Consider the following 24,584-nt stretch of genomic DNA (forward strand, 5'->3'; position numbering starts at 1 on the left):
ATGGACGCACCCCAGACATCGCCGTCCGCGGCGGAGTTTCTGTCATCGGTCGAGATCCTGTCGCCGTTTTCGCGCGAGGAACTCGAGCGCATGGCGGAGCATGCGCAAAGCCGCTTCTACTCATTCGGCGAAACGGTGTGCAATGCGGGCGAGCCGGCGGAAGGACTCTTTATCGTCAAGTCGGGCTCGGTGCGCATCTTTACCGAGGAGCACGGCAAGGAAATCAGCATGGGCGTGCGCAAGACGGGCGAGATCTTTGCCGATATCGCGATGCTGCGCACCTATGTGCATGAATCGTCGGTGCGGGCCTCGGCGAAAACCGAACTGCTGTTCATACCGCGCGCGGCGATCGAACCGGTGATTGGCGGCAACCAGGTCGCACTGGCGTTCGTCGCGAGCTATGTGGCGATCAGTTCCGCGGGCGGGTTCGTGGCGCAGCTGTTCGATCTGCGCGGCAAGCTCAACAAGGCCGAGCTGGAAGAATACGTGCGCAGCGTGGGCGTGAAGCGGGTCAGCGCGGGCAAGGAAATCCTCAAGCAGGATTCGCGCGAAGACCGGCGGCTCTACGTCGTGCGGCAGGGCGAAGTGCGCATCGTGCGGCGCGAGGACGACAAGGATTACACGCTCGCGACGCTGGGCGAAGGCGAAATCTTCGGCGAGAAGGCCTGCCTGATGCGCCAGGAGCAGATGGCTTCGGTCATCGCGACTGCCGACACGCGGCTGCTCGTGATCCCTGAGCGAACCGTCCATTTCATCCTGGAGCGCAATCCGAAACTTCGCGAAGTGCTCGAAGAACGGATTCGCTATTCCGACCGCGAACTCGAACGCCAGAAGCGGATCGAGCAGCGGCGCAAGCTGCCGTTGACGCTCGACCTTCACACGAAGCCCGAGTTCGGCGAGAAGGTCATCAAGCGGTTTGCGCTCGTCGAGCAGGCCGAGGAGATGGATTGCGGCGCGGCCTGTCTGGCGATGGTGTGCAGGCACTACAGCATCCCCATGACGCTCGGCAAACTGCGCGAGCTTGCCAACGTTACGACGCAGGGCGCGACGCTCGACAGCCTCGCGCGCGCCGGAGAGTCGCTCGGCTTTACGGCGCGCGGCGTGCAATGCACGTTCGACGCGCTGCGCGGCTTCGATCTGCCGTTCATCGTGCACTGGGAGGGCTATCACTACATCGTGGTGTATGGCCTCTCGAAAGACTATGTGTGGGTGGCCGATCCGGCACTCGGCTTCAGGAAACTGAGTGTCGAGGATTTCGAGCGCGGCTGGAGCGGCACCTGTCTGATCTTCACGGCGGGGCCGAATCTCGCGCAGATGGCGGCGGCGCGTTCGCCGTGGATACGCTTTGTCGGTTACCTCACGCCCTACAGGAAGATCCTCGCGAACCTGTTTCTTGCGACCTTCGTGATTCAGGTGCTGGGCGTGATTCCGCCGCTCATCATCCAGAACGTCCTCGATGGCGTGATCGTGCATCAGAACGTCAGCCTGCTGCATCTGTTGATTGTCGGGCTGATCATCTCCAACGTGTTCACGCAGCTGATGTCCACGATCCGCGCCTATCTGGCGAATTTCATGGTCCGCAACATGGACTTCGCGATGATGTCGCAGTTTTTCAAACACACGATGTCACTGCCGTTCTCGTTCTTCGCGAAGCGCAAGACCGGCGATATCTTTGCGCGCTTCCAGGAAAACCAGACGATCCGCGCGTTCCTGACCGAATCGACCGTCGCGACCGCGTTGAACCTGCTGATGGTGTTCATCTACTTCTCGATCATGTTCTTCTACAACGTGAAGATGACACTGGTGCTGATCGCCTTCGTGATTCCGATCATGGGGCTCACCGTGCTTGCCACGCCAAAGCTCAAGTCATACGCGCGTTCCGTGTTCGCCGCCTCGACCGATTCCAAATCCTTCCTGATGGAAGCGCTGGCCGGTGTCGAGACGGTCAAGGGCATGGGCATCGAGCGTCCGGTGCGCCTGCGCTGGGAGAAGAAGTACGCGAAAGCGCTGGAATTGCAGTACCGCGCGCATGCATTCAACATTCTGGTCGGGCTGGGCAGCCAGCTGCTCAATGCCGCGACGACCATCGCGATCCTCTGGGTGGGCGCGAATCTGGTGCTGGCGCGCGAGATGACGATCGGCCAGCTGATTGCCTTCAATGCCTTCATGGGCAGCGTGCTGAGTCCGTTGATGGGGCTGGTGGGCCTGTGGAGCATGTTGAACGACGCAGGCGTTGCGATGGAAAGACTGGGCGACGTCCTCGACATCGAGCCCGAACAGAAGCCGGAAGATCTGCCCTCGCGTGTGATGCTGCCGGAGCTGCAGGGCGAAATCAGCATGAGCGGCGTCTATTTCCGTTACGGTGAGGACGACAGCGCCTATGTGCTCGAGAACATCAGCTTCGATATCAAGCCGGGTGAGCTGGTGGCGATTGTCGGCCGCAGCGGTTCGGGCAAGACGACGCTCGCCAAACTGCTGGTCGGATTCTATGCACCGTCCGAAGGCAAGATGACGGTCGACGGCTACGACATGAATGTGATCGACAAGGCCTACTACCGCGCGCAGATCGGCTACGTGATGCAGAGCAATCTGCTGTTCTCCGGCACGATCGCGGAGAACATCGCGAGCGGCGACGATGCGCCCGAACGTCGCCGCATCGAGGAGGTCGCGAAGATGGCCGACGCGCATGCGTTCATCAGCAAGATGCCGCTCGGCTACGAACAGATTGTCGGCGAGCGCGGCATCGGGCTGTCGGGCGGCCAGATCCAGCGGCTGTGCATCGCGCGGGCGCTCTATCACGATCCGCGCCTGCTGGTGTTCGACGAGGCCACCTCGGCGCTCGATTCGCAGTCGGAAAGCAATATTCTCGGCAACATGCACGACATCCTCAAGGGGCGCACGGCGGTGATCATCGCGCACCGGCTCAGCACCATCATGCGTGCCGACAAGATCCTCGTGCTTTACGAGGGCGCAATCGTCGAACAGGGGCGGCACGAAGAACTGGTGGAGAGGAAGGGCATGTACTACCAGCTTGTCCAGAAACAGTTGAGCGCCTGATGAAGATACTCGACCAGACCGAAGAGGGGACGAGCCCCGCCATCTCATACGCAGGCTTGATCGAAAGAATCGAGATCCTGCGCTCGACGCTGCGCTGGTCGTCGAGACTCGAGCGCGCGGACATCGACAAGCTGCTTCGCCAGGCGAGTTCGCTGCGCGACGAAGTCATGCAGATGTCGCACCGCGAGCGCTTCGTGCAGGCAGTCGCGGAACCGCCGCGCGTCGACCAGTCGCGAGGGGCGCGGCGCCAGGCACTGCTTGAACGCAGCTTCATCTTCGAAGGAACGTTCGGTGACAACCCCAAGCTGCTCGAAGCGCTCGAAATCGCCGAGAAAGCCGCGCCGACCGATCTGCCCGTGCTGATCGATGGCGAGAGCGGGACGGGCAAGGAACTGATGGCGAAGGTGATTCACGCGAACGGCAGCCGGGCCGACAAGCCGTATATCTCGGTCAACTGCGGCGCGATTCCCGACAACCTGCTCGAGTCCGAGCTGTTCGGCCACCGGCGCGGCGCGTTCACGGGGGCATCGAGCGACCGCAAGGGCAAGTTCGAAAGCGCGCATACCGGCACGATCTTTCTCGACGAGATCGGCGAGTTGCCGCTGGCAGGCCAGGTGAAGCTCTTGCGCGTGCTCGAAGCGCACGAGATCCAGCGCGTCGGCTCGGACGAAACGATCGCCGTCGATACCCGCATCGTGGCCGCGACGAACCGCAATCTGCGTCGCCTGAGCGAGGAGGGGACGTTTCGCGAAGACCTGTTCTACCGGTTGAGCGTGATTCATGTGACCTTGCCGCCGCTGCGCGAGCGGCGCGACGAGATTCCGCTGCTGGTCGCCTACTTCGGCGACGAAGCCGCCGGCACGCTCAAGCGGCGACCGGTCAGGCTGACCCCGAGGCTGCGCGACTTCATGCTCACCTACGCGTATCCCGGCAACATCCGGGAGCTGCGCAACGTGATGTACCGCATCTCGTGTCTCGCGGGCGATACCGCTGATCTGGAACACCTGCCTGTGGATATGCGGCCCGTGCCGATGAGTTCAGGCGTGCAGGGCAGCGCCGGTAACGCGGGTGGTGCAGGGGTAGGTGGCGCGAACGTATCGAACCTGCTGTCGCTTGCGGATGCCAAGCGGGCTGCCAGCGACGAAGCCGAAAAGGCGTTCCTCGAACGCGGCTTGCATGAGGTTGGCGGCACGGTGGCCGAACTGGCGAGACGGGTCGACATGAACCGGTCGCATCTGCAGATGCTGTTGAAGAAGCACGGTCTGCATTCGAAGGATTTTCGCCATCAGGGCGAGAAGAAGAACGGCCAGGGCAAAGACGACGACGGCGAGGACGCCGAAGCTGGCTGACCGCGCGCACATGCTGTCGATGCGAATCGGCCGCGCTCAGGGCGCCGGATTCAGCAGGGTCTTGTCCGACGCGTGAGGATCTTCGGCCTGCACGACCACCGCCGAGATATTGTCGCGGCCGCCGCGCGCCAGTGCGATGTCCACCAGCTCTTCGGACGCGCGGTGGCAGTCCACGTTCGCCAGTGTGGTCAGGATCTCGTCGTTGGTGACTTCGTTGCTGAGGCCGTCGCTGCACAGCAGGAAGACGTCGCCATCAGCGACTTCGATGGCGTCTTCGTCGAGGGTGAGCCGGTCGGTCGCGCCGACTGCGCGCGTGATCATGTGCTGGGCCGGATGGTGGCGCGCCTCTTCGTCCGTCAGACGTCCCTGCAGGCGGAGTTCCTCAACCTGGCTGTGATCGCGCGTCAACTGCCGCAATTGACCCTGCCGGTAAAGATAGAGGCGGCTGTCGCCCGCCCATAGATACCCGCAGAAGCGGTCGCAGGCAAGCAGCACGACGACCGTGCTGCCGATCCGTTGCACCTGACGCCGCGCCGCTTCTTCCCTCAGCTGACGATTCGCGACCTGCAGGCGCGTCCGCGCGTCGGCGATGAAGCGCTTCATGCTGGCAGGCGGCGACATCTGGCTCAAGGTGTCAACGACGAGCCGGCTCGCGAGATCGCCGACGGCGTGGCCACCCATGCCGTCGGCCACGGCCCAGCGCCCTTTGTCTGGCTGGTCGAGGCAGGCATCCTCGTTGATTTCGCGTACGCGTCCCACGTCGGAACGCGCCGACGAAGCCCAGCGAAACTGGCTTGGACAGATCACGGGATCTACCCCGCAGTGTTGGTGTTGCGTGCGTCGGGCGAGGCGTTGATGGTCAGGTTCGAGCCGGTGTTTTGTACGCTCACCGACTGGAACGTGTTGTTCATCTGGTTAGCATAGAAGCTGTTGGAGATCTCGTACAGGTTGACGACCGGTCCGACGGTCGGCGTTTCGCGCACGTACGGCTGGATCCAGCCATACACCCAGGGGGCGCCGCCGCCGCCGCGGATGGCGGCCATCGCCTTGCGGTCCAGCGCGATGTTGAGCGAGAGGTCACTGACAGTGATGGAGGACATGGCGGGTCTCCAGAGGCGGCCGCCGAATCACGGCCTTGGATCAAGAAAAGTTGAATGACATGGTGCAAGTGCCATGCCAGTTTGACGCCGCGCCGGCACGCTACCCGTAACACCTTGATTGGCTGGCGGTTTCCCGCGTGAGGCTCCATGCGGGCAGCGTCGCGCGACGGGCAGGACGTTGGATGAACGCCAACACAGAGGGCGGGAAAAGGTGGTCTGCCCAACACTTCTGCGATGCATTCGCGTCGCGTCGATTCGTACCCGGTTGATGGGGGCACGCCAACAGTTCGAGGCAAGAAACTGTTGGGCATACCCGTACACAACACTGCACCCTTCCTCGCCTTCTTTAAGGAAAAGTCATGTAAATCAATGGCTTGAATGACATGGCCCGGTTGATGCGGAAGACCTCGCAACAGTGTTGGTCAATCGATGCAAGCCACGCTTGCATGAACGAAGAAACCGGGGCAAGCCATGAACCACTACCAGCAGCAGGCGAGCATCGAAGGGCGGAGCGCGGATCGCGCTGCCGTGTCGACTTTGCCTGACGTTCCGCTTGGCGACTTCGACGAACTGATGCCCGGTGCGCATCTCGTCACGCAACGCAGTGGTTATGAACATCACGGCATCTACGTCGGTGGCGGCAAGGTCGTTCACTACTCAGGTTTTGCCTGCTCCGCGCATCGCGGCCCGGTTGAGGAAGTCTCGCTCATGCGCTTCGCCGCTGGCCATCCGGTTGTAGTCCGCCCGAACCCCTTCCCGAAGTACTCCAGCGACGAAGCCGTGCTGCGCGCGCGCTCCAGGCTCGGCGAAAACCGCTATCGCCTGTTGACGAACAACTGCGAGCACTTCTGCGCATGGTGCCTGCTTGGCGAAAGCCATAGCGAACAGGTACGCACCTGCCTCACGCATCCGCGCACAGGGCTGCACGCTCTTGTGTGCCTGTGCAAGGCGTTTGTCGAAGCGGGTGTGAAGGGCGGCTACGGCGTGGCACATGCATGAACACGGCCGACGCCCAAATGGACGGACGCGGCGCAGTAACCAGGAAACAGGACTGAAGGAGAACGAGATGATCAGCGCAGAAAAATCGTTGCACTGGGCCGTCGACAAGTGGCTCGCCCCGACACCCGCGATGCCGGCGCGCGTCGCGCGTTGCTGCCGTACCGGCACGCACCGCCGGCGCTATGTGTGCGTCGAGGCGTTGCGCCCGGGCGGCCTGCTGTCGATCTTCTTCTTCCGCCACGACGACGGTACATGGAACGTGTTTCCGCCCGCGGCTGAACGCCCGGCGATGAACGGCTACCGGCGGGCAGCGTGATCGTGTTGGGCGCAGGAGCGCGTTCGCCAGACGTGCATCATGTTTCCCCGTTGCTGCCGGTACGCATGCGCTTGAATTCCGATGTGGAATCGTGTTCTCATTTGATATCTAAATCGGGATGAGAGTGCATCATGGCGGGGAACCTGGAACGGGCGCTGTCGATCATCGAATTGCTGGCGAGGCAAGGCGGCAGCATGCAGCTTGCGACCATTGCCGATACGCTGAACATTCCGCGTAGCGGCACCCATCGTTTGCTGGCGGAACTGATCGAAGAAGGCTACGTGCGCCAGGATGAGCATGGCGAATACGTGCTGGCGCTCAAGCTGGTGTCGCTCGCCCTGATCTGGCTGTCGACGGGCGGCGTGCTCGACATCTCGCAGCCGGTGCTCGACAGGCTCGCGGCGGCCTCGGGCGAACTGGCGCGGCTGGGCGTGGTTGAAGACGATCACATCACGTTTGTCGGCAAGGCGCAGGGCGCGAAGTCCGGCCTTCGCTACGACCCGGACATGGGGAGCCAGCCGCCGCTGCATTGCACCGCAAGCGGGCAGGCGTGGCTCTCGACGCTGAGCGACGAGGAAGCGCTCGAACTCGTGTCGCGCCAGGGTGGGATCGGCAAGCCGGGGCAGGGTGGGCCGAAGGCGCCGAAAACCATCCAGCAGTTCCTGCAGGAACTGAACGGCGCCCGCAAGCGCGGCTACGGTGTCGCGAGCGAGACCTACGAGGCAGGGATGACGTCGATGGCCGCGGCGATCCGGCATCCGGTGACCGGCAAGGTGGTGGGCATCGTCAGTCTCGCCGGGCCGACGAGCCGTCTGCCCGAGGCGCGTCTGAAGGAACTCGCGCCGGCGTTGCTGGAGGCCGCGTCGGACATGGGTGCGGCGACGCTCAGTTCGCCGTACTTCAAGCGCAGCGCGAACGTCGCGCCCGCGGTCGCGGTTGTGCAGAAGGTGGAAGCGAAGCGCAAGGGGCGCCCGCGCGCGGCGTGAGTGGTACGAAGCCGGGGGCGTCGGAGCAGGTCGCGACGCCGGCTAGAGGCAATGCAGCACCGCAGCAGTCACCTCTGTGATCTTGGATGACCCGTTCGAACCGCTCCTCACGAAAACCGCTTTTCGCCTGGCTGGCGATCCTGCTGGGGTTGCTGGCCGTCGTCCTCGCTGCAGGTGCAATGGCGGGTTGGCTGGTGTTGCGCGCAAGTCTCCCGCAACTCGACGGCAGCCACGCCGCCCCCTCGTTGTCCGCGCCCGTTACGATCGAGCGCGACGCGCTCGGCGTGCCGACACTGCGCGGCCCGACGCGCACCGACGTCGCATGGGCCACCGGCTTTGTCCATGCGCAGGACCGTTTCTTCCAGATGGATCTGCTCCGCCGCGTCGCTGCGGGGGAGATGAGCGCGCTTGTCGGATCGTCCGCGCTCGAACTCGATCGGCGCAATCGCGTGCACCGTTTCCGCGAGCGCGCGCGGACCGCATTCGATGCGTTACCCCCTGACCAGAAGCAGATCATCGAGCGCTATACGGCGGGGGTCAACGACGGGCTTGCGTCGCTCCCTGCGCGTCCGTTCGAGTACTGGGTGCTGCGGGTGCATCCGTCGCAGTGGCGTCCGGAGGACACCCTGCTCGTCGTGTATGCGATGTACTTCGATCTGCAGATGCACGAGGTGCGCCGCATCCTGTCGCGCGCGGCATTGCGCGAGCGCGTGCCGGCTGACGTTTTCGCGTTCCTGCTGCCGGCCAATAGCCACTGGGATGCGCCGTTCGACGTCGCCGTGCCGCCGCACGAAGCACTTGCGACGCCGCCCGCCACACGCCCGGACTGGCTGCGTGCGTCGAAGCCCGCCGGGGTCGCGCGAGCGGAGCGCGCGCCTTACGATGGCAACACGATGACTGGCAGCAACGGCTGGGTCGTCGATGGCGCGCACACGGTTCATGGCGGCGCCATCCTTGCGAGCGACATGCACCTCGGCCTGTCGCTGCCGAACATCTGGTACCGCCTGTCGCTAGTCTGGCCTCGCGCGGACGGGCGGGAGCGCCGCATCACGGGTGTCAGCCTGCCAGGCGCGCCGCTTGTCATCGCCGGGAGCAACGGGCAGGTCGCCTGGGGGTTCACCAACAGCTATGGCCGCTTCATCGACCTCATCGAATTGCAGCGTAATCCGTCGGACCCGTTGCAGTACCGGATTCCGGGCGGCGCCTGGGCGCGCGCGACGATTCACCATGAACGCATCGATGTGAAGGACGGCGCGCCCGTCGACCTGCCGGTCGTCGATACGCAATGGGGTCCGCAGATTGTGGCCGGACCGCACGCCTATGCGCTGCGCTGGGTGGCGCACGATCGCGAAGCGGTCAACCTGAACCTGCAGCATCTCGAAGACAGCACCGACATCGCGGATGCGCTTCATGCAGCGCAAACCAGCGGCATCCCGACGCAGAACTTCATGGTTGCCGACGTGCACGGCAACATCGGCTGGACCCTGGCGGGTCCGCTGCCGCAGCGCAGTGGTGGTGACGCTGGCGTCACAGAAGCACGCGGACTGGCTGACGATCTGCCCTTCGATTCGTCCAGCTACGAAGGCTGGCACACCTACCTGCCGCCGCAGGCGTACCCGTCGCGGATCGACCCGCCACCCGGACGTCTGTGGACTGCGAACAACCGCACGTTGCCGCCAGCTGAAGCGGCACTGCTGGGCGATGCAGGCGCTGACCTGGGTGCCCGCGCATCGCAGATCCGCGACGATCTGCTGGCGTTGCCGCACGCCGGTGAGCGCGACATGCTGTCGATCCAGATCGACGATCGCGCACTGTGGATCGACAGTTGGCGGCGCCTCGCGTTGTCCGCACTCGACGACGACGCGCTCAGGGACCATCCGCAGCGCACGGAATTCCGCCGGCTCGTAGAAACGTGGAACGGCCGCGCGGATGCAAACGCGGTTGGCTATCGCCTCGTGCGCGCGTTTTACTTTTCGCTTTACGACGCGTGGTTCGGCAAGCTCGACGCGGATCTCGCCGCGCAGGATCCGCAACTCGGCTTCCGCTGGGCGAGTTCGCGCTACGCCGTGGTGATGGAAGCGCTCGCCGCGCATCGTGCGTGGATGCCGGACGGGTTTGCCGACTGGCGCGCGTTCATGCTCGACCGGATCGATCGCGCGATCGGGCAGTTGCCTCGCGCGGACGTCGACGGAACGAAGCTAGACGAAGCACGCTGGGGCGAGCGCAACCGCGCGGCGATCGAGCATCCGTTTGCGCGGATCGTGCCGGCATGGCTGCCGTGGGTGCGCCGCTGGCTGGGTGCGCCGCGCGATCCGCTGCCGGGCGACTTCAACATGCCGCGGGTGCAGTCGCCGAGCTTCGGCGCATCCGGGCGGATGGTGGTGTCGCCGGGGCGCGAGCAGGACGGCATCTTCGAGATGCCGGGTGGGCAGTCGGGCAATCCGCTGTCGCCTTATTTTCTTGCAGGACATGAAGCGTGGGTCCGCGGCGCCGCGACGCCGTTTCTGCCCGGCGCCGCGCTCCATCGGCTCGAACTGACGCCACAGGCTCGCTGATCGGGCGGTCCGTCGCGCGCTGCGAGCTGAAGTCGAAGCGCGCAGTCCATGTGCATGATTGCGGTCCCCGCGATCTGCCGCGCCTTAGCGGGAGATAGCGCCATTGCACACAGACGCTCAAGGAAGCGTCATGTGCGATCCTCTCATGTCGGCCCGGGCGCGGACGTTCGGAGATCTGATCTGTGCGGCTCAAATGGGGTCGGCCGGCGACATCCGCGTCCGGCAGAGCACGGCCAACTACGGCCGTTCGCCAACACCATTGCGCGGGCATTTGAACGTCGGGTTCTCCCTGGCAGCAGTCATTCAGCTACCGGTCAAACATATCGGCATCGATCGGAGAGATTGGCCGCTGACGAGAAGATTGAACGCTCGTTCACGACCCGCAGTCGCCATTCGTGACCTGCACATGTACCGGTCGGGCGGTCCCCTGGTCTCTATTCTTTCGCACCTGGGGAAACCTGCGGCACGTTGCGCCTCGCACTGAAACGCTACAAGGCAACGTGGATCGAGGCCCCGCCGTGCGGGCGTGAGCCGTCGAGCATGCATGCTCGACGGCGTCACAGCTCACGCATGCGCTGGACAGCAGACTCGCGCGTCTCGCGAATAGCCGCGATCACCGCGATCAGCACCGACAGCGCCGCCACGCCGGCGAGGAAAGCCAGAAAGAGCCACGGCACCGTGAGGCGCTCGGGCGGAGGATCGAACACACCCGTCAGCAGCTTGACCAGCATCCATGCCAGTGCAAAGCCCGTCAGCGTTCCGATGGCCGCCCCGCCCAACAGGAGCACGAGCGCCTCGCTCCACAAGAACGCACCAAGCTGACGCGGCCTGGCACCGAGCGCGGTCAGAATCGCAAACGTGCGCCGCCGATCGAAGAAACCCAGCGCAATGATGAGTCCGGTTGCGCCGGCGACCATCAACGCCGCGGCCCCGAGTTCGAGTTGCGTGAGCCCGCGCAAATCGACGGCCGTCAGGCTCGAACTGATCACGCGCTGAGCCTGCCCGATGTCGGTGACCTTGACTGCCCCAAACGGCGCAACCGTGGCGCGCGCGGCTACGGCCACCTGCTCAGGCGGCGCCGTTGTCTTCAGCAACACGATTTCCGCCGCGCTCGTGCCGGTTTGCCGCGCGATGTAGCCGGCATTCGCGACGAGGAATGAGTCGCGCGGCGCGGTCGGGAATTCGCGCACGACGCCAACAAAACGAAACAGCACTACATGATATTGATGGTCGCTTGCGTTCTGAAGGCGAAGGTTGATCTCGTCGCCTGGGTGCAGTTGATAATCCTTCACGGTCTCTTCGGACACGAGGATGCCGTTCGGATATTGCGCGAGCAGGTCGAGCGATCTTTGCGCATTGCCGCCTTCGAAATAGGCGTCTGCCATGCGCGTCGCCTGTCCGATGTGGCGGGCGTCGATGCCATACAGGTCTTGCAGGTCCGTGCCCACGTAGGCGAAACGGTGCTGCATCTGCTGGGCGGCGCTGACTCCGGGCAACGCAGCAAGTTCGGCGAATCTGGCTGATGCGGGTGCCTGCGAAGTCCCGGTCGCCGTCACGTCTGCGCCGTTCGTGAGTTCCGCGTCCACGCGCGCCTGCGCGTTGTAGGTTGCGTTGAAAACGGCCGTGGACGTCGCGAACGCGAACGCCAACGCGATAAGCGCAATGCCCTGCGTCATTCGATTGCGCTGCCGGCTCATCGCCGCTGCGGCCACGTCGGCAAGCGAATGCGCAAGCGGACGAAGCCAGATGGCGAGCGCGCCGCGCCCGCGCCGCAATCCCGCGAGACCGAGCCTGATGGTCAGCAGGCCGCATCCTGCCCAGGCAAGGACGGGCGCGAGAAAGGCGACGTAATCGATCGACGATGACGGCGTGCCTTCGGGAGCCAGCACGACCTGATACCCGGTGCTCCAGGTCCGCCAGAAGATGATGGTCGACAGTGCGAGCAGGACGACATCGAGGTAGACCCGCTGCCAGAGGCGCGGTCGCGCGGAACCCGTCATCCGGCGGCCGCTCGTGACGGACGTCGTGCTTGCACTGATCCATGCTGCCACGAGAATCGCCGCATTCGCCAGCACGACACCCGCTATGGCCGCGCAGGCGACCCAGCCCATCGACGAAGCCCCAAAATAACCAGCGCCGGGAAACAGACGCGACAGCAACGCGGCAAGGACCAGCCCAACAAGCGTACCGCCGACGCCAACGCACATCGCTTCGACCGCCGCCAGCTTCATGATCTGGGCGCGCGATGCGCCACGGATTCGCAGGAGTGCCTGATCCCGGCGTCGCCGTCCGGAACCTGCCGCAACGACTCCGATCGTCAGGAACGCGCCGAGAAGTGCGCCGGGTGCGCCCAGAAACAGAAACAGGACCTTTGCGTAAAGTGCGTCGCTGCGCACGCCGTCGAGCCGCGCGGCAAGGTTGTCGGCAACGAGCGCATTGCCCGCGATGCGCGCCTCGAGATTTCTTGCGGCGCCCTGCACCTGCGCAACGGCGGCTTCAGGATCCCCCGGAAGATCGTCATGCGCGAGTGCGACGTGAAGCTGGATGCGCAATCCTCGCGCTCCGGCTGCCGCCTCTGCGCCGAACAGACGTTGCCACGCGTCCATCGGAAGCAGAAGCACATTGTCCGGAGGCGCTTGCGGCGCTGTGCGAGGCGCGACGCCGAGGGCCTGAAACATCGCATCGGCATTCGGCAGATCGACGATGCCGGCGATCCGCACATCGGTCGCAGCCACGCCTGGATCACGAATGCTCACCGTATCGCCGATGGTCACATGCAGGTTCGCGGCCGTCTGTTGCGCAATCAGAGCGCCATCCAGACTGCCCAGCAGCAGCCGAACCTGAGCCGGAAAGTCCCGAAAGTACGTGCTTTCAAGACCGAGCACCTTGCCCTGTCCTGTCGTCTGTACGCTTCCTCCCGTGGTAGCTTCGAAGCCATCGACATCGGCATAACCGACAGCTTGCTGTTTCGTGACGCGCGCGGCCTTTGCGACGGCTGCTGCCGCCTGCGCGATCGAAAGCGCGCCCGTCGTCGCCGGTCCTGGTTGCACCTGCCAATCCACGGGCAGGCTGGCGCTCGCGCGTTGTGTCATCGAAGCGGTGCTTTGCGCGATGAAAGCGCCAAGCGATGTGACCAGCGCGACCGTCACCGCGATGCCACCCGACATGCCCGCGAGCCGGCCCCCGCGTTGCCTGACAAGTCCGATAAGCCAAAGGCCGATCATGGCTGTCTCGCTGTCGGCCCGGCTTCGGTGAGCACGCCGCGCTCCAGGCGCCAGAGCGTGTTCATCCGTGCTGAAACAGCCGGATCATGAGTGGCGATGACGAGCGCCGTCGGCGTGTTGGCGAGATGCGCGATGAGTGCATCGAGCAAGGCCTGACCGGTGGCCTGATCGAACTGGCCCGTGGGCTCGTCAGCGAGAATGACGAGCGGTCGTCCGGCCGCCGCGCGCGCCATCGCCACGCGCTGCATCTGGCCGCCCGAAAGTTCCTCCGGCAATTTCTGCGCAAGCGCCTCCAGACCGAACCTGGCAAGGGCAGCGGACACCGCGCCCTCGACATCGCTTGCGCGATCGCCGGGATCGGCCGCATCGGCCATCAGGAGCGGCAACGCAACGTTTTCGCTCACCGTCAGCGGCTCGAGCAGGCTCGGCGTCTGGAACACGAACGAGATCTTTGCGGGCAGCAGCCTCTCGCGCGCACCGAGCGCGGGCCAATCGATCGTGCCGCTCGTCGGCGTATCGAGCGCTGCCATCAGGTGCAGCAAGGTGGTCTTGCCGCTCCCCGAGCGGCCCGCCAGCGCGATGCGATCACCTCGATGGAGGACGAAGCTGGCCGTGGCGAGCGCCACGACTTGCGTCTCGCCGTGCCGGTAGGTGCGATTGAGTGATTGGGCTTCGATGAGCACCTCACGCATCGACGAGCCTCCCATCGCGGATGACGAGCACGCGGTCGGCGCGCGCAGCCAGAGCATCGCTGTGCGTCGCGATCAGCGCCATGTCGCCGTTGCCGTGACATCGCTCGACCAGATGACTCACGATCACGGTTTCGGTTGCCGCATCGACTTCGGCGGTGGGCTCGTCCGCAAGGAGCACCTGATGCCCGGCCGAGAGCGCCACCGCGAGCCCGGCACGCGCTGCTTCGCCGCCGGACAACTGCGACGGATACGCGCGGCGTCGCGCAGCCAGGCCTGTCACATCGAGCAGCGCATCGAGTTTGACGCGATCTTTCGTGCCAGCAAGCAACATCTGCAGCGTCATGTTGCCCTCGACGGTGAGATGCTCGAACAGGTTGGCCGACTGCATCAGCATGCCGATGTGGCGGGCCCGCAAGGCCGCACGCACGGCTTCAGGCCGGCGCGACAGGCGTTGACCCATCACGTCGACATGGCCGCCGTCTGGTTCCTCCAGCCCCGCAAGACAGGCGAGGAGCGTTGACTTGCCGCTGCCGGAGGGTCCCAGCAACGCCACGAATTCGCCTGCGCACAGTTGCAGTGAGACGCCCCTTAGCGCGGCGGTCTCGTCGTCTCCGCTGTGATAAAACCGGTAGAGTTCGAACGCTTCAAGCCGAGGCAGATCAGCGCCATTGGAACGAATTGGCCATGAGGTTCCATTGATCGGCATTGTCGGCTCCAAGCGGTGCGGAGAGGTCGAGCGTAGCGAGTGTGCCGCCGCGATAGATTAAATACCGGTGATGCTCAAGACGAAGTTGCTTGTTCGTGACCGGGTTCGGTTCGGAATTCGACGTGTAGATAATCAGCACGGCTGCCCCACTGCGCAGCCATACGTTTTTGATGGCACCGATCCTGATTGCATGACCGGTCCTGGCGAGTTCGGCGGCTGAGTGCGCAGTAACGGACGATACCGTCGGCGCGCTCGCAGCAGGGGCAACACTGATCTCGACGACGTTGTACTTATCGGCAAAGCGCGTCCCGTCGCGGCGGTCCGTGCGGGCCCAACCTTCGGGCACTTTGAGGGAAAAGCCTGCCGGGGACTGATAGGTTACGAAGACCTGCGTGTCTGGAATGTCGCCCGGCGGATTTTTTTCGGGCGTGGCAGCCTGCCCGGTTGTCGCCAGGACGCTTTCGGCGGCTTGCAGCGTGCAGGGCGAGGCGGCGAACGCCAGCACAAGGGCCGAGCTCCGTAGTAAGCGCTGACAGGTCAGATGTGGTATCACGATCCCTCCCTGCTTCACATCCGTGCAGCGCGACTCTTCCTGAAGGAACCACTGGTTCGCATGCACCGGACTACCTGCACCATAGTCCGCGAAGCTTAGGAAACACTTAGCTGGCTCCTCCGCGTCCGTTGGACCTGGGGCGAGGTTCGGCTATCTGCGTACGTTCACACTGGCCTGAGAAGCCAAGGCCGCGTGTCGAACCGGAAACTCGATCTATAGTCTCTTTGTTATGAAGAGCGTCGCATCGCCTTTCATATCGCTGCTCGCAAAACCAGCTGTCGAGACCGCATGCTTGAATGTCCATGTGTCCGACTCCTGCTATGCCGCCTGACCGACAAGTGCTGTGGTAGTTGAATGACTGCGGAAGACTTGCCGCCTGACTCGAAGAGTGAATGACCGCAGGACCCTGAGAGCCGCCATTGAGGTGCCACGCGGTCGAGCGTCCGGAGCGGGTCGAACTGAGCCGACCGCGTCAGGCAGCGGTCGGCCATGAACGGTCGGTCGACATACGCCCTTGAATTGTTGGCAATCACTCTCCCGAGCGAGAGCAGCCGCTGGCTAAACTACGGTTTCCAGGCAGTGGCGTGACAGACGCTGAATGACCTGAGCCGCACTAACGCGGCGACCCGGAAGATCCTCTGACCATGAAAGGAAAGGAGAGACCTCATGCCGAGCCTTGAGCGAGTGCGATCGGCGATGCTTGTCGACTCCGTCTGGCGCATAGCGCTTCGCCTCGGGTTCCGGTTCGCTCGCGCCTGGTGGTACCTTCGACGGCCTCGCCATGAGGGCGCGCTAGTAGCAATCTACGTCGGGCGAGCGCTGTTGCTTGTGAAGTCATCGTACCGGGCCGAGTGGAATTTTCCCGGCGGTAGTGTCCGGCCCGGTGAGACGCCTGATGCAGCGGCGCAGCGCGAAATGGAGGAGGAGATTGGTCTGTCGTCGTACGCATTGCTCCCCGCGGGCAGCGCCTGCGGCATTTGGGACGGGCGAAAAGACCGGGTGCATTTCTTTGAACTACACCTCGATTGCATACCCGAGCTGCGGCTTGATAATCGTGAGATTATCGCCGCGCATCTGGCATCGCCAGAGGAATTGCACGGCATCGCGCTGACTGAGGCGGTCGCTGCGTATCTCGGCAGAGATCTCTGCTGTTAGTTGGCCCTTTTCCTTTCAGGACATCTCCGCGGGGCCTGGTGATGGGAAAGCAGTCGGTCGGTCCCCGCCTGTATGCATCGACAAGAGGACGCGCGCGTGGCCTGTTGAACGCGGTCTGATCGCTTCAGAATAGCAATCCCCCATGCCGTCGACTGCCGAGCTTGGCGCGCGATGGCAAGGCAGCGCGGGTCCGCCCCCGCGAGCTGCTGGTCTTGGCTCACGAGCTGGGGTCGAGAGAGCTGTTTTGGGAAACGAGGAGTGCCCGAACAACAAGCATGATACGTTCAACGCGCGCGCTGGGCCTGATTCGGCCTGAACGTTCGAGTTCGGCGAGCCCGTGAAGGGCTGCCCAAAAAGTCTCGGTCGCGACATCCACATCGACGCAGAACGGCGTTACGACCGTCGCAAGAGCTGCGAAAGCAGCCCGCAGTTCCGGTCTGGTTTCAGCTTCAGCGAACCGCAGATCCGTCGGGAGGACAAACATGGCCTCGTAGAGTGCAGGACGACGTAATGCAAAGCCGAGATAGGCCATGGCGACATTCTCGAGGGCGTTTCGTTGTCCGGTCGATCCACGCGCCGCTTCCCGAAGAGCCACGGTGATCTCCTGGAAACCCTCGACTGCAACTGCTGCAACAATCGCATCCCTGTCCTCGAAATGTGAATAGAGGACTGGCTGACTATATTCGATCTCTTCGGCCAGGCGGCGAATCGTTACGGCATTCCATCCTTCGCGCTCTGCGATCACGCGCGCCGCTGCGACAATGCGGGACTCGCGCTCAGCCCGTTGCCTGCCTTTCCGCTCAGCGATACTCAACCTTCGATCTCCCAGACCAGGATGGCCGACATGCCTTGTGATGATACCTAAGCTTGATAATCTAGCAATGATAGATTATATTGTGTCGATACGATACAAAACATAGGACACTGCGATGCATTGGCTTGCGATCGGACTGGCGCTGCTCCTTGCTCTCGCGATTATCGCGATCGGCACCCTATATGTTGTGAACCCAACGACCGCGACACGCAGTTTCGGTCTGCCGCTTCCTGAAAACGGCGCCAACATCGCCTGGTGGCTTCGCCTCAAGGGGGTGCGCGACATTGCATCGGGATTGACAGTACTGGCGTTCATGGCGTGGGGCGCCCCTCGCGGGATCGGCATCATTCTGCTTGTGGGAGCGATCATCCCTGTCGGCGACATGCTGCTCATTCTTGCAGCGAAAGGCTCCACCAGAAGCGCCTTCGGCATGCATGCCCCTACGGCCGTGCTTATGGTCTTAACGGCCATTCTGATGATGATGGGTGGGCGCTGAGATGGCCCATGCTCTTTCGATCTGGCTCCTCGTTGCCGGCTTCTTTGGCGCAGGCCTCTTTAACGCGATCGGCACGCCCGCGACGCAAAGCGATTTCGCTCGGTGGGGTTACCCGCGCTGGTGGGGCCGTTTTGCCGGCGGACTGGAGATAATGATTGGGATGACAAGGAACACGTCTGTCGTACTTTACATTGTGGTGATGATAGCCGTTGTCGTTGGCGTAGATTTACTGTTCTTTAAGAATCGATTCTGGGAACGGTTGATGGTGAATATCGGCATTGTCCTGGTGTTTGCGGCCTTCTATTTGCGATTCCTAAAGAGCCCATAAGCGAAGCTCCACGGCACCAACTGGTTGCCTGATACCCACATCGAGCCCGACGGCTTATGCTGCCGCTACGCTCCAGAGCAAACCGCGGCTCATGTGGAGCGTTCAGGGAAACTCGACTGTCGCCTTCGAGGCGACGCCCGCCGGCCACGCGTCGAAGCGTGGCGCAACGGCATCGGCGGCCCGGGTGCGGTCACGAACAGCCGTTCGACATCAAAGGGGTCTCCTTTGAGCCCGACTACTGGCCGATATGGTCAGCACGAAGGTGCTCCTGAACGAACCTGATGTTTCAGAAATACCTGCTCCCCGCTTCAGGGAGAGGTGACGCGCTTCCCATTCGCAATCGCCTGCGGGCGTGATTTTCTGCCACATTTATAGAACTGCTACCGCCTCTACCTCGACCTTCAAACCGAAATGCAGCGGGCCCGTAGGAACGACGGCTCTCGAAGGACACGCCTCGCCGACCCAACGTGCATATATGCTGTTGAATTCAGGCCAGTTGGCGATGTCGTCGACATAGACGCGAACCTGCACCAATCGGTCGATGGCGCTGCCTGCAGCGAGCAGCGCATGTTCCACGTTGTCGAGTACCTGTTGAACCTGCTCGGCGAAGGGACTGTCGGTCAGTCTGGTTCCGGCGGCGGTAATGGGTAGCTGGCCCGAGACAAAAACGAACCCGTTTGCGACCGTCACATGGCTATAGTGGCCGCCAGGTGTTGCCAGATCCGGCGTGGGGGGATGAACGGGCTCCTGCGAACGATTTTCACCAGCCATGAAAGCGTCTCCACACGGTAAGTTCCCCGGTCGGTTCCAGGGCATGGTATTCGGGGAACTGTGCGCCTGTCGCGCAAGCGTGATTCGGCAGGATGCGCAGTCGGGTGCCGACCGGCAAGCGGACTTTGAGGTCGCCGTCGTCAGGTGTGTGGTTGGCATGGGCCCGAGCGAGAATACCGTGTTCCTGGTTGGCGCCAATCAGCACGTAGCCGTCGAGCGGGGTACCGTCTAGTGTGCAGGGCAGTCCGTAGCCGAAATCGCGGGATTGTTTCGACGTGCCGCGATCACGGCTCATTGCCATCCATCCCGCGTCCACGATGACCCACCCCTTGTCCTGTTGATGGCCGATGACGGTGGTGAGCACGCTGAGAGCGATGTCGTCGATCGGGCATACGCCGACGTTGTGCATCACGAGATCGAAAAATACGTAAACGCCGGCGCGGACCTCGGTGATGCCATCAAGACTGCTTGCGGCCAGCGCAGTCGGCGTCGAGCCGACGCTGACGGTCTCGCACGGAATGCCGGCGGCGCGCAGGCGTTGTGCGGCGCGCACGCAGCCGGCGCGTTCCTGCTCGGCGAGCGCCGATAAGGCTTCCTGCGTGTTCAGTTCGTAGCTCGAGCCGGCATGCGTCATGACGCCGCCGACCCTGACGCCGCCCGCCTGCAGAATGCGGCCGATTTCCAGCAGCGCATCGTCTTCGGGCGTGATGCCGGAGCGATGCCCGTCGGTATCTACTTCGATCCACACTTCGAGCGATTCATCCGCCGATTGGCAGAACTCCACGATTCCCGTGGCGGCGCTGGCATTATCGACGATGATCTTCAGATCGCATCCCTGTTTCCTGAGCGCCATGACTCGGGAGAGTTTGGAGGGAATGATGCTGACGGCGTAGAGAATGTCCGTGATGCCAGCCGCGAAGAAAGTTTCCGCTTCTTTCAGGGTGGAAACCGTAATTCCTTGAGCCCCGGCGGACATCTGCGCCTGTACGACATCGAGGCATTTCGAAGTCTTCACGTGCGGCCGGAATTTCACGCCCAGGGCGTTCATCAGCTCCTGCATCGAGGCGATGTTTTTTTTCATCCGCCGGACGTCGATGATGGCCGCAGGTGTATCCAGTAAATCGAGCGTCATGATGTTGTCGGGTGTCATGGTTGAGTGGCTGGCTCGAAGCGGCTTGCCCACGAGACGAGTGAATCGAGTGTCGGGGATTCGATTTCCGGCGTCGGCGCGCCGGAGACGAGCGGCAAGCCAATCCGGTTGTGCCAGTAGGTCCGCAATCCGACCGCAGCGGTACCGAACATGTCGTAACTGGAGCCGGCGACGAACGCCGCTTCATGGGGCGAGACGTTTAGTTTGTCGAGCGCAAGCCGATAGGGACGGGGATCGGGTTTGTAGGTGCCGGCTTCTTCTGCTGTAACCACCGCATCCCATCGCACGGGCAGAATCGATGCGGCTTGTCGACCGAGTCGATTGGAGCAATTCGTGACGACGGCAAGCTTGCAGTGAGGCTGCAGTTGCTGCAACGCAGCCACGGCCCCATTCCATGGAGCAAGCTCAAGCCAGTTTTCCTCAAGCGCTTGCGGCGCAGATGCAGGAAGGCCGACATGTTGTGCCGCCTGTCTTACCAGCGTTTCATATTCGACGTATTGACCGCAGCCATAGGTGAGCCGCAGGTACTCAGCCCGCCAGGCTCTGCCTGCCTGTTCAGATCCGGCGGAACGATTCCAGAGTGTCCAGGAATCGAGTAATGCGGTTAGAAGGTCGAACAGGACGGCTGTCGGATAGCGGGGACGGGGCGAGGAGCTTTCCACGGGCATAGACCTTGATAATCGGAATCCAGAGATGAATTCGATTATAGGTTTCGACGTCCCGTTGTGAGTTAAGGAAAATTAACTCAATAATTCAGAGAAATTAAACATCGAGTACGTCGTGCAGAGGCAGATTTGCCGTGGCGCGGAGCGCGATCCGCTGCGGAGGACGGGGCTGTCAGACCCGCCATGGCGGGAGCGGCCTGAAGCGTCCTTGCAGGTACTGCATAAAATCCCGAGTTCTTCTCGGCAAGCCGGATCGGTTGTGCGTCAGGGCAATAACGTTGGCGTCCGGTGCTTTCCATGCGGGTAGCAGCCTCACCAGCGTTCCTTGCCGAATATCGTCCGCGACATCCCATTCGGAACGCAGGATGATGCCTCGCCCCTCGCAAGCCCAGCGGCGAATCACATCACCATCGTTACAGCTGAGTTTCGGCGCAACCCTGACGCTGCGACTGGTTTTGCCTTTGCTGAAATGCCACAACGATACGTCTTCGTTGTTTTCGCGAAGGACGATGCACGGCAATCGCGCCAGATCGTCAGGCGCATCCGGATTGCCGAAACGTTTGACGAAAGCAGGGGAGGCGCAGACAAATCTCGCGTTGGGTGCAATTGCATGGCCGACAAGATTGGATGCACGCAGTTCACCAATGTGCACCACGACATCGAAACGGTCGGCCGCTTCGGTCAACGGCTGGTCGGATAGCGTCAATGCCACATCGACGTCGGGATTCTCTTGCTGGAAATCTGCGATGACCGAGGCGAGATACCGACGGCCGAAACCGAGCGGTGCGTTGACCTTCAATGTGCCGACCAATCCTCCATGGCGAATTCGCAGATCTTCCAGCAGTGTGTCGAGTTGCTGGATCAGTTCCGATCCGCGCAGGCACAGCAGCGTGCCCTCCTCTGTGAAGATCAGCTTGCGTGCGGTTCTGTCGACCAGCCTGGTGCCGAGTTTCTTTTCGAGTTGCTGCAGTCGCTGAGATACCGCAGAGGGTGTGAGGCCAAGCTTCCGCGCGGCAGCGATCAAGCTCCCGTTCTGCTGGATGGTAAGGAGGAAACGGATATCGGCAGAATCAGTCATTTCAGTGCCGCTAAGTTCATAAGTTTAGGGAAATCAAATTGTTCGGCCGGATCGATCAAGTACCTTCGCGACATCGTGGAAACGATGCGGGTTTCCAGTCGATTGCTACCGATCTTTTTCTTCGGTCGCTCAAGATGATCATCCCACCGCTGGTCTTCTTTGGCCTTGTCTCAGGCATTGTGGCGATGGGTGATCCAAAGGCGGTGGGGCGTACGGGGATTCGCGCGCTATCCCGGTTACTTATCGCATCGGTCGTGGTCGTTGCCGCATCCCCGCCTGCGTTTAGTTAGACACGCGACGCCAGAAGTCTGATGCCGGCAATTCCGAATACAACGGCCAGGCATCCTTCCAGGGCACGACGGGTCCGCACGTACAACCTGCGAGCCGAGTCCGTTGAAAACAATACTGCATAACCGCCGAACACCAGACATCCGATGGCCGCACAACCTGCGACTACATCACTATGGGCTGATCCCGTGCTGTTCGACGATAGAGCAACAATTGAAACCCACACGAGGATAGCTTTTGGATTAGTAAGATGGAGCATCACTCCGCGGGAGTAGACGCTCGGCAATGTCGGTGTTCGTTCCACCTTCAGTACGGATTCGGCTGCTGTCGCAAGCGCATTGCGTCCGGATTTGAAGGCTAGCCACAAGAGATATAGACCACCAAAAATCTTGACTGCAATGATGAATTGCGAATAGGCGATCAGGGCAGCCGACACGCCTTGCGTTGCCACCGTCGCCCAAAACATTGACCCCGAGATGACACCGAGTGCGAACATCAACGCCGCTTTCCGGCCGTGACTGGCCGCTATGGACATAATTGCAAGGTTGCTCGGCCCTGGACTCGCGGTGCCAACGAAATACGCTGCATAGGCAAGCAGCAGGTTTGTCGAGAAACAGGCGTTTGCAATCATGTTTGGGTTCCAGAAATGGAAAGTCGCCTGATTATCGGGCTTTGCCGAAACGAGCGGGAGTGGCAATATTGCCATCTTTCGAGGAATATCAGACATGCGCGCCAGTGTTCGTCGAACGAGGCGGATGGCGCCGCATGGCCGAAGCAGGTCAAACGCCCGGGCCGCCTTCATGAATGCCTCAGTCCGACCCGTCTGGTCGAAAACCCGTGTTTCGCAAGCGGACTCGGGGCCGAACCAAACGGCAGATCAATGCGAACAACATCGCATGGACCCGACTGGCACGATTACATCGAGGAGCGCTTCGCACTTTAGGCGCGCAAGGGCCTTAACCCCGTGCGCACTTCGTTCGCGAAGATCATCGGTTCTTCCCATGCCGCGAAGTGCCCGCCCGTTTCGGGTTTGTTGAAGTAAATCAGGTTGTGATAGGCCTTTTCGGTCCAGGTCTTCGGCGCCTGGTAGTTTTCTCCCGGAAAAGCGCTCACAGCGGCAGGCACGTTGACGTCGGCCGCGAGGAAGAAATTCGCGTGCGACTCCCAATAGAAGCGCGCCGCCGAGATGCCGGTGTTGGTCAGCCAGTAAAGCGTGATGTCGTCGAGTATGTCGTCTCGCGTCAGCGCGCCTGCTGAATGACCGTTGACGGGATGACCGAGCACGGCTGCGCTTAACGCCGCCGCGGGCTGGCCGTAGCCGTCGCCGTGGTCGAGTAGCCAGGAAGCCAGCGCGACAGGCGAGTCGGCGAGTCCGTACAGCGTCTGCGGGCGCGTGCCCATTTCGAAAGCGTAGCCGCGCTTCTTTTTGAAGTTGGCACTCAACTGCTCATACGCATGCTTTTCCTCGTCCGATAAGCCGGCAGGCATCGCGTCGCCCGCGGCCAGCGACTTCAGAATCTCCGCCGGAACGGCGGCCGGGAAGTTCACATGAATGCCGATCAGTTCGGGCGGCGCCTGTTTGGCCATGATGTTCGTGACGATCCCGCCGAGATCGCCGCCCTGCGAAGCAAAGCGCTCATAGCCGAGGCGTTTCATCAATGTGACCCACGCGCGCGCGGTGCGCTCCGGTCCCCAGCCCGTTGTGGTAGGTCTCGCCGAAAAGCCGTAACCGGGCAAGGATGGAATCACGAGATGAAAGGCATCCGAAGCCGGCGCGCCGTACGCTGTCGGATTGACGAGCGGGTCGATGATCTTGAACTGTTCGATGACCGAGCCGGGCCAGCCGTGGGTCACGATCAACGGCATCGCGTTTTCGTGCTTCGACCGCACGTGGATGAAATGGATATCGAGTCCGTCAATCTCAGTGATGAACTGCGGATACGAATTCAGCCGCGCTTCGCATTTGCGCCAGTCGTAGCCGGTTGTCCAATATTGCGCGAGCCCCTGGATGGTGGCGAGCTGAATACCCTGCGATTCATCGGGCACCGTCTCGCGATCCGGCCAGCGCGTCGCCTTGATGCGGCGCCGCATGTCGACGAGCTGCGAGTCGGGGACGTGAACGCGGAACGGCCGGATCGCCGTCTTGTCGCCGTTCGCGGGTTCGGTGATCTTGCCGATTGCCGGGCTCGGTTCCGCGAAGGCGAGCCGGCTAAGCGAGCCTGCGGCGAGCGCCGCGGCGGCCATACCGACAAAGTGCCGGCGCGATGAGGATTGGGGCGTGTCTTTTGACATGGGGTCGGTC

The 24,584-nt window shown here is 62.5% G+C and carries 23 protein-coding genes; 10 read left to right on the plus strand and 13 right to left on the minus strand.

Annotation, left to right across the window (positions count from 1 at the left end):
• A complete protein-coding gene (locus tag P3T23_RS30715) occupies nt 1-3,057 on the plus strand; it encodes a peptidase domain-containing ABC transporter (protein WP_429319849.1) in 3,057 nt (1,018 codons plus the stop codon).
• Nucleotides 3,054-4,406, plus strand: coding sequence for a sigma-54 interaction domain-containing protein (locus P3T23_RS30720; RefSeq protein ID WP_429319888.1), 1,353 nt, complete (start codon nt 3,054-3,056; stop codon nt 4,404-4,406). The genes P3T23_RS30715 and P3T23_RS30720 overlap by 4 nt, the downstream gene beginning before the upstream one ends.
• 36 nt (nt 4,407-4,442) lie before the next feature.
• On the opposite strand, the gene P3T23_RS30725 is transcribed toward P3T23_RS30720, so the two are convergent.
• On the minus strand, nt 4,443-5,213 hold the full coding sequence (locus tag P3T23_RS30725; protein ID WP_429319850.1) for a PP2C family protein-serine/threonine phosphatase: 771 nt from the start codon (nt 5,211-5,213) through the stop codon (nt 4,443-4,445).
• 5 nt (nt 5,214-5,218) lie between these two features.
• Nucleotides 5,219-5,506, minus strand: a complete 288-nt coding sequence (locus tag P3T23_RS30730) for a hypothetical protein (RefSeq protein WP_429319851.1) — start codon at nt 5,504-5,506, stop codon at nt 5,219-5,221.
• 471 nt (nt 5,507-5,977) lie between these two features.
• Between P3T23_RS30730 and P3T23_RS30735 the strand changes: the two genes are divergently transcribed.
• From P3T23_RS30735 to P3T23_RS30750, 4 genes are all read left to right on the plus strand, one after another.
• The gene (locus tag P3T23_RS30735) at nt 5,978-6,505 is read left to right on the plus strand and encodes a lecithin retinol acyltransferase family protein (RefSeq protein ID WP_429319852.1); all 528 of its coding nucleotides are present in this window, start codon (nt 5,978-5,980) and stop codon (nt 6,503-6,505) included.
• A gap of 67 nt (nt 6,506-6,572) precedes the next feature.
• Complete coding sequence (locus P3T23_RS30740; RefSeq protein WP_429319853.1) at nt 6,573-6,821, plus strand: hypothetical protein; 249 nt, start codon at nt 6,573-6,575, stop codon at nt 6,819-6,821.
• Nucleotides 6,822-6,952: 131 nt separating this feature from the next.
• Nucleotides 6,953-7,807 (plus strand): IclR family transcriptional regulator, encoded by an 855-nt coding sequence (locus tag P3T23_RS30745; protein WP_429319854.1) that lies wholly within the window; start codon nt 6,953-6,955, stop codon nt 7,805-7,807.
• A gap of 86 nt (nt 7,808-7,893) precedes the next feature.
• Complete coding sequence (locus tag P3T23_RS30750) at nt 7,894-10,362, plus strand: penicillin acylase family protein (RefSeq protein WP_429319855.1); 2,469 nt, start codon at nt 7,894-7,896, stop codon at nt 10,360-10,362.
• Between the two features lie 557 nt (nt 10,363-10,919).
• Here the strand turns inward: P3T23_RS30750 and P3T23_RS30755 are convergent.
• Genes P3T23_RS30755 through P3T23_RS30770 form a run of 4 tightly spaced genes read right to left on the minus strand, consistent with a single transcriptional unit; the run spans nt 10,920 to nt 15,489 of the window.
• Nucleotides 10,920-13,586, minus strand: coding sequence for an FtsX-like permease family protein (locus tag P3T23_RS30755; RefSeq protein ID WP_429319856.1), 2,667 nt, complete (start codon nt 13,584-13,586; stop codon nt 10,920-10,922).
• On the minus strand, nt 13,583-14,278 hold the full coding sequence (locus P3T23_RS30760; protein ID WP_429319857.1) for an ABC transporter ATP-binding protein: 696 nt from the start codon (nt 14,276-14,278) through the stop codon (nt 13,583-13,585). Before P3T23_RS30760 ends, P3T23_RS30755 begins: the two co-directional genes overlap by 4 nt.
• Nucleotides 14,271-14,984, minus strand: coding sequence for an ABC transporter ATP-binding protein (locus tag P3T23_RS30765; RefSeq protein WP_429319858.1), 714 nt, complete (start codon nt 14,982-14,984; stop codon nt 14,271-14,273). The genes P3T23_RS30760 and P3T23_RS30765 overlap by 8 nt, the downstream gene beginning before the upstream one ends.
• The gene (locus tag P3T23_RS30770; protein WP_429319859.1) at nt 14,938-15,489 is read right to left on the minus strand and encodes a hypothetical protein; all 552 of its coding nucleotides are present in this window, start codon (nt 15,487-15,489) and stop codon (nt 14,938-14,940) included. The genes P3T23_RS30765 and P3T23_RS30770 overlap by 47 nt, the downstream gene beginning before the upstream one ends.
• Nucleotides 15,490-16,203: 714 nt before the next feature.
• On the opposite strand from P3T23_RS30770, the gene P3T23_RS30775 reads away from it, so the two are divergent.
• Nucleotides 16,204-16,692: an NUDIX domain-containing protein gene (locus P3T23_RS30775; protein ID WP_429319860.1), complete on the plus strand. Its 489-nt coding sequence runs from the start codon at nt 16,204-16,206 to the stop codon at nt 16,690-16,692.
• Between the two features lie 217 nt (nt 16,693-16,909).
• Here the strand turns inward: P3T23_RS30775 and P3T23_RS30780 are convergent, their stop codons facing one another.
• Complete coding sequence (locus P3T23_RS30780) at nt 16,910-17,506, minus strand: TetR/AcrR family transcriptional regulator (RefSeq protein WP_429319861.1); 597 nt, start codon at nt 17,504-17,506, stop codon at nt 16,910-16,912.
• 115 nt (nt 17,507-17,621) lie between these two features.
• Here P3T23_RS30780 and P3T23_RS30785 point away from each other — a divergent pair, with 115 nt between their 5' ends.
• Nucleotides 17,622-18,002, plus strand: a complete 381-nt coding sequence (locus P3T23_RS30785) for a DUF4267 domain-containing protein (RefSeq protein WP_429319862.1) — start codon at nt 17,622-17,624, stop codon at nt 18,000-18,002.
• 1 nt (nt 18,003) lies between these two features.
• On the plus strand, nt 18,004-18,330 hold the full coding sequence (locus tag P3T23_RS30790) for a hypothetical protein (protein WP_429319863.1): 327 nt from the start codon (nt 18,004-18,006) through the stop codon (nt 18,328-18,330).
• Nucleotides 18,331-18,699: 369 nt separating this feature from the next.
• Here P3T23_RS30790 and P3T23_RS30795 read toward each other — a convergent pair whose 3' ends face one another.
• The 4 genes from P3T23_RS30795 to P3T23_RS30810 form a co-directional block, all read right to left on the minus strand.
• Nucleotides 18,700-19,101: a RidA family protein gene (locus tag P3T23_RS30795; RefSeq protein WP_429319864.1), complete on the minus strand. Its 402-nt coding sequence runs from the start codon at nt 19,099-19,101 to the stop codon at nt 18,700-18,702.
• On the minus strand, nt 19,091-20,233 hold the full coding sequence (locus tag P3T23_RS30800; protein ID WP_429319889.1) for a DSD1 family PLP-dependent enzyme: 1,143 nt from the start codon (nt 20,231-20,233) through the stop codon (nt 19,091-19,093). The genes P3T23_RS30795 and P3T23_RS30800 overlap by 11 nt, the downstream gene beginning before the upstream one ends.
• Nucleotides 20,234-20,247: 14 nt before the next feature.
• Entirely contained in the window at nt 20,248-20,913 is a 666-nt protein-coding gene (locus P3T23_RS30805; protein ID WP_429319865.1) for an HAD family hydrolase, read from the minus strand.
• Between the two features lie 175 nt (nt 20,914-21,088).
• Entirely contained in the window at nt 21,089-21,994 is a 906-nt protein-coding gene (locus P3T23_RS30810) for a LysR family transcriptional regulator (RefSeq protein WP_429319866.1), read from the minus strand.
• 134 nt (nt 21,995-22,128) lie between these two features.
• Between P3T23_RS30810 and P3T23_RS30815 the strand changes: the two genes are divergently transcribed.
• Nucleotides 22,129-22,284, plus strand: coding sequence for a cation:dicarboxylate symporter family transporter (locus P3T23_RS30815; RefSeq protein ID WP_429319890.1), 156 nt, complete (start codon nt 22,129-22,131; stop codon nt 22,282-22,284).
• Here P3T23_RS30815 and P3T23_RS30820 read toward each other — a convergent pair.
• Together P3T23_RS30820 and P3T23_RS30825 are read right to left on the minus strand one after the other, a co-directional pair.
• A complete protein-coding gene (locus P3T23_RS30820; protein ID WP_429319891.1) occupies nt 22,281-22,913 on the minus strand; it encodes a LysE family translocator in 633 nt (210 codons plus the stop codon). The two genes, P3T23_RS30815 and P3T23_RS30820, sit on opposite strands and share 4 nt — an antisense overlap.
• Before the next feature lie 308 nt (nt 22,914-23,221).
• A complete protein-coding gene (locus P3T23_RS30825) occupies nt 23,222-24,574 on the minus strand; it encodes an alpha/beta fold hydrolase (RefSeq protein WP_429319867.1) in 1,353 nt (450 codons plus the stop codon).
• Nucleotides 24,575-24,584 lie beyond the last annotated feature (10 nt).

The sequence above is a fragment of the Paraburkholderia sp. GAS448 genome (genome assembly GCF_050435685.1).
Classification (GTDB): domain Bacteria; phylum Pseudomonadota; class Gammaproteobacteria; order Burkholderiales; family Burkholderiaceae; genus Paraburkholderia.

Bases quoted from the DNA above. Each gene is read 5' to 3' on its own strand.
- P3T23_RS30715 (WP_429319849.1), top strand. From the start codon at position 1: ATGGACGCACCCCAGACATCGCCGTCCGCGGCGGAGTTTCTGTCATCG.
- P3T23_RS30730 (WP_429319851.1), bottom strand. From the start codon at position 5,506: ATGTCCTCCATCACTGTCAGTGACCTCTCGCTCAACATCGCGCTGGAC.
- P3T23_RS30735 (WP_429319852.1), top strand. From the start codon at position 5,978: ATGAACCACTACCAGCAGCAGGCGAGCATCGAAGGGCGGAGCGCGGAT.
- P3T23_RS30740 (WP_429319853.1), top strand. From the start codon at position 6,573: ATGATCAGCGCAGAAAAATCGTTGCACTGGGCCGTCGACAAGTGGCTC.
- P3T23_RS30745 (WP_429319854.1), top strand. From the start codon at position 6,953: ATGGCGGGGAACCTGGAACGGGCGCTGTCGATCATCGAATTGCTGGCG.
- P3T23_RS30750 (WP_429319855.1), top strand. From the start codon at position 7,894: ATGACCCGTTCGAACCGCTCCTCACGAAAACCGCTTTTCGCCTGGCTG.
- P3T23_RS30755 (WP_429319856.1), bottom strand. From the start codon at position 13,586: ATGATCGGCCTTTGGCTTATCGGACTTGTCAGGCAACGCGGGGGCCGG.
- P3T23_RS30760 (WP_429319857.1), bottom strand. From the start codon at position 14,278: ATGCGTGAGGTGCTCATCGAAGCCCAATCACTCAATCGCACCTACCGG.
- P3T23_RS30765 (WP_429319858.1), bottom strand. From the start codon at position 14,984: ATGCCGATCAATGGAACCTCATGGCCAATTCGTTCCAATGGCGCTGAT.
- P3T23_RS30775 (WP_429319860.1), top strand. From the start codon at position 16,204: ATGCCGAGCCTTGAGCGAGTGCGATCGGCGATGCTTGTCGACTCCGTC.
- P3T23_RS30785 (WP_429319862.1), top strand. From the start codon at position 17,622: ATGCATTGGCTTGCGATCGGACTGGCGCTGCTCCTTGCTCTCGCGATT.
- P3T23_RS30790 (WP_429319863.1), top strand. From the start codon at position 18,004: ATGGCCCATGCTCTTTCGATCTGGCTCCTCGTTGCCGGCTTCTTTGGC.
- P3T23_RS30795 (WP_429319864.1), bottom strand. From the start codon at position 19,101: ATGGCTGGTGAAAATCGTTCGCAGGAGCCCGTTCATCCCCCCACGCCG.
- P3T23_RS30800 (WP_429319889.1), bottom strand. From the start codon at position 20,233: ATGACGCTCGATTTACTGGATACACCTGCGGCCATCATCGACGTCCGG.
- P3T23_RS30810 (WP_429319866.1), bottom strand. From the start codon at position 21,994: ATGACTGATTCTGCCGATATCCGTTTCCTCCTTACCATCCAGCAGAAC.
- P3T23_RS30815 (WP_429319890.1), top strand. From the start codon at position 22,129: ATGATCATCCCACCGCTGGTCTTCTTTGGCCTTGTCTCAGGCATTGTG.
- P3T23_RS30820 (WP_429319891.1), bottom strand. From the start codon at position 22,913: ATGATTGCAAACGCCTGTTTCTCGACAAACCTGCTGCTTGCCTATGCA.
- P3T23_RS30825 (WP_429319867.1), bottom strand. From the start codon at position 24,574: ATGTCAAAAGACACGCCCCAATCCTCATCGCGCCGGCACTTTGTCGGT.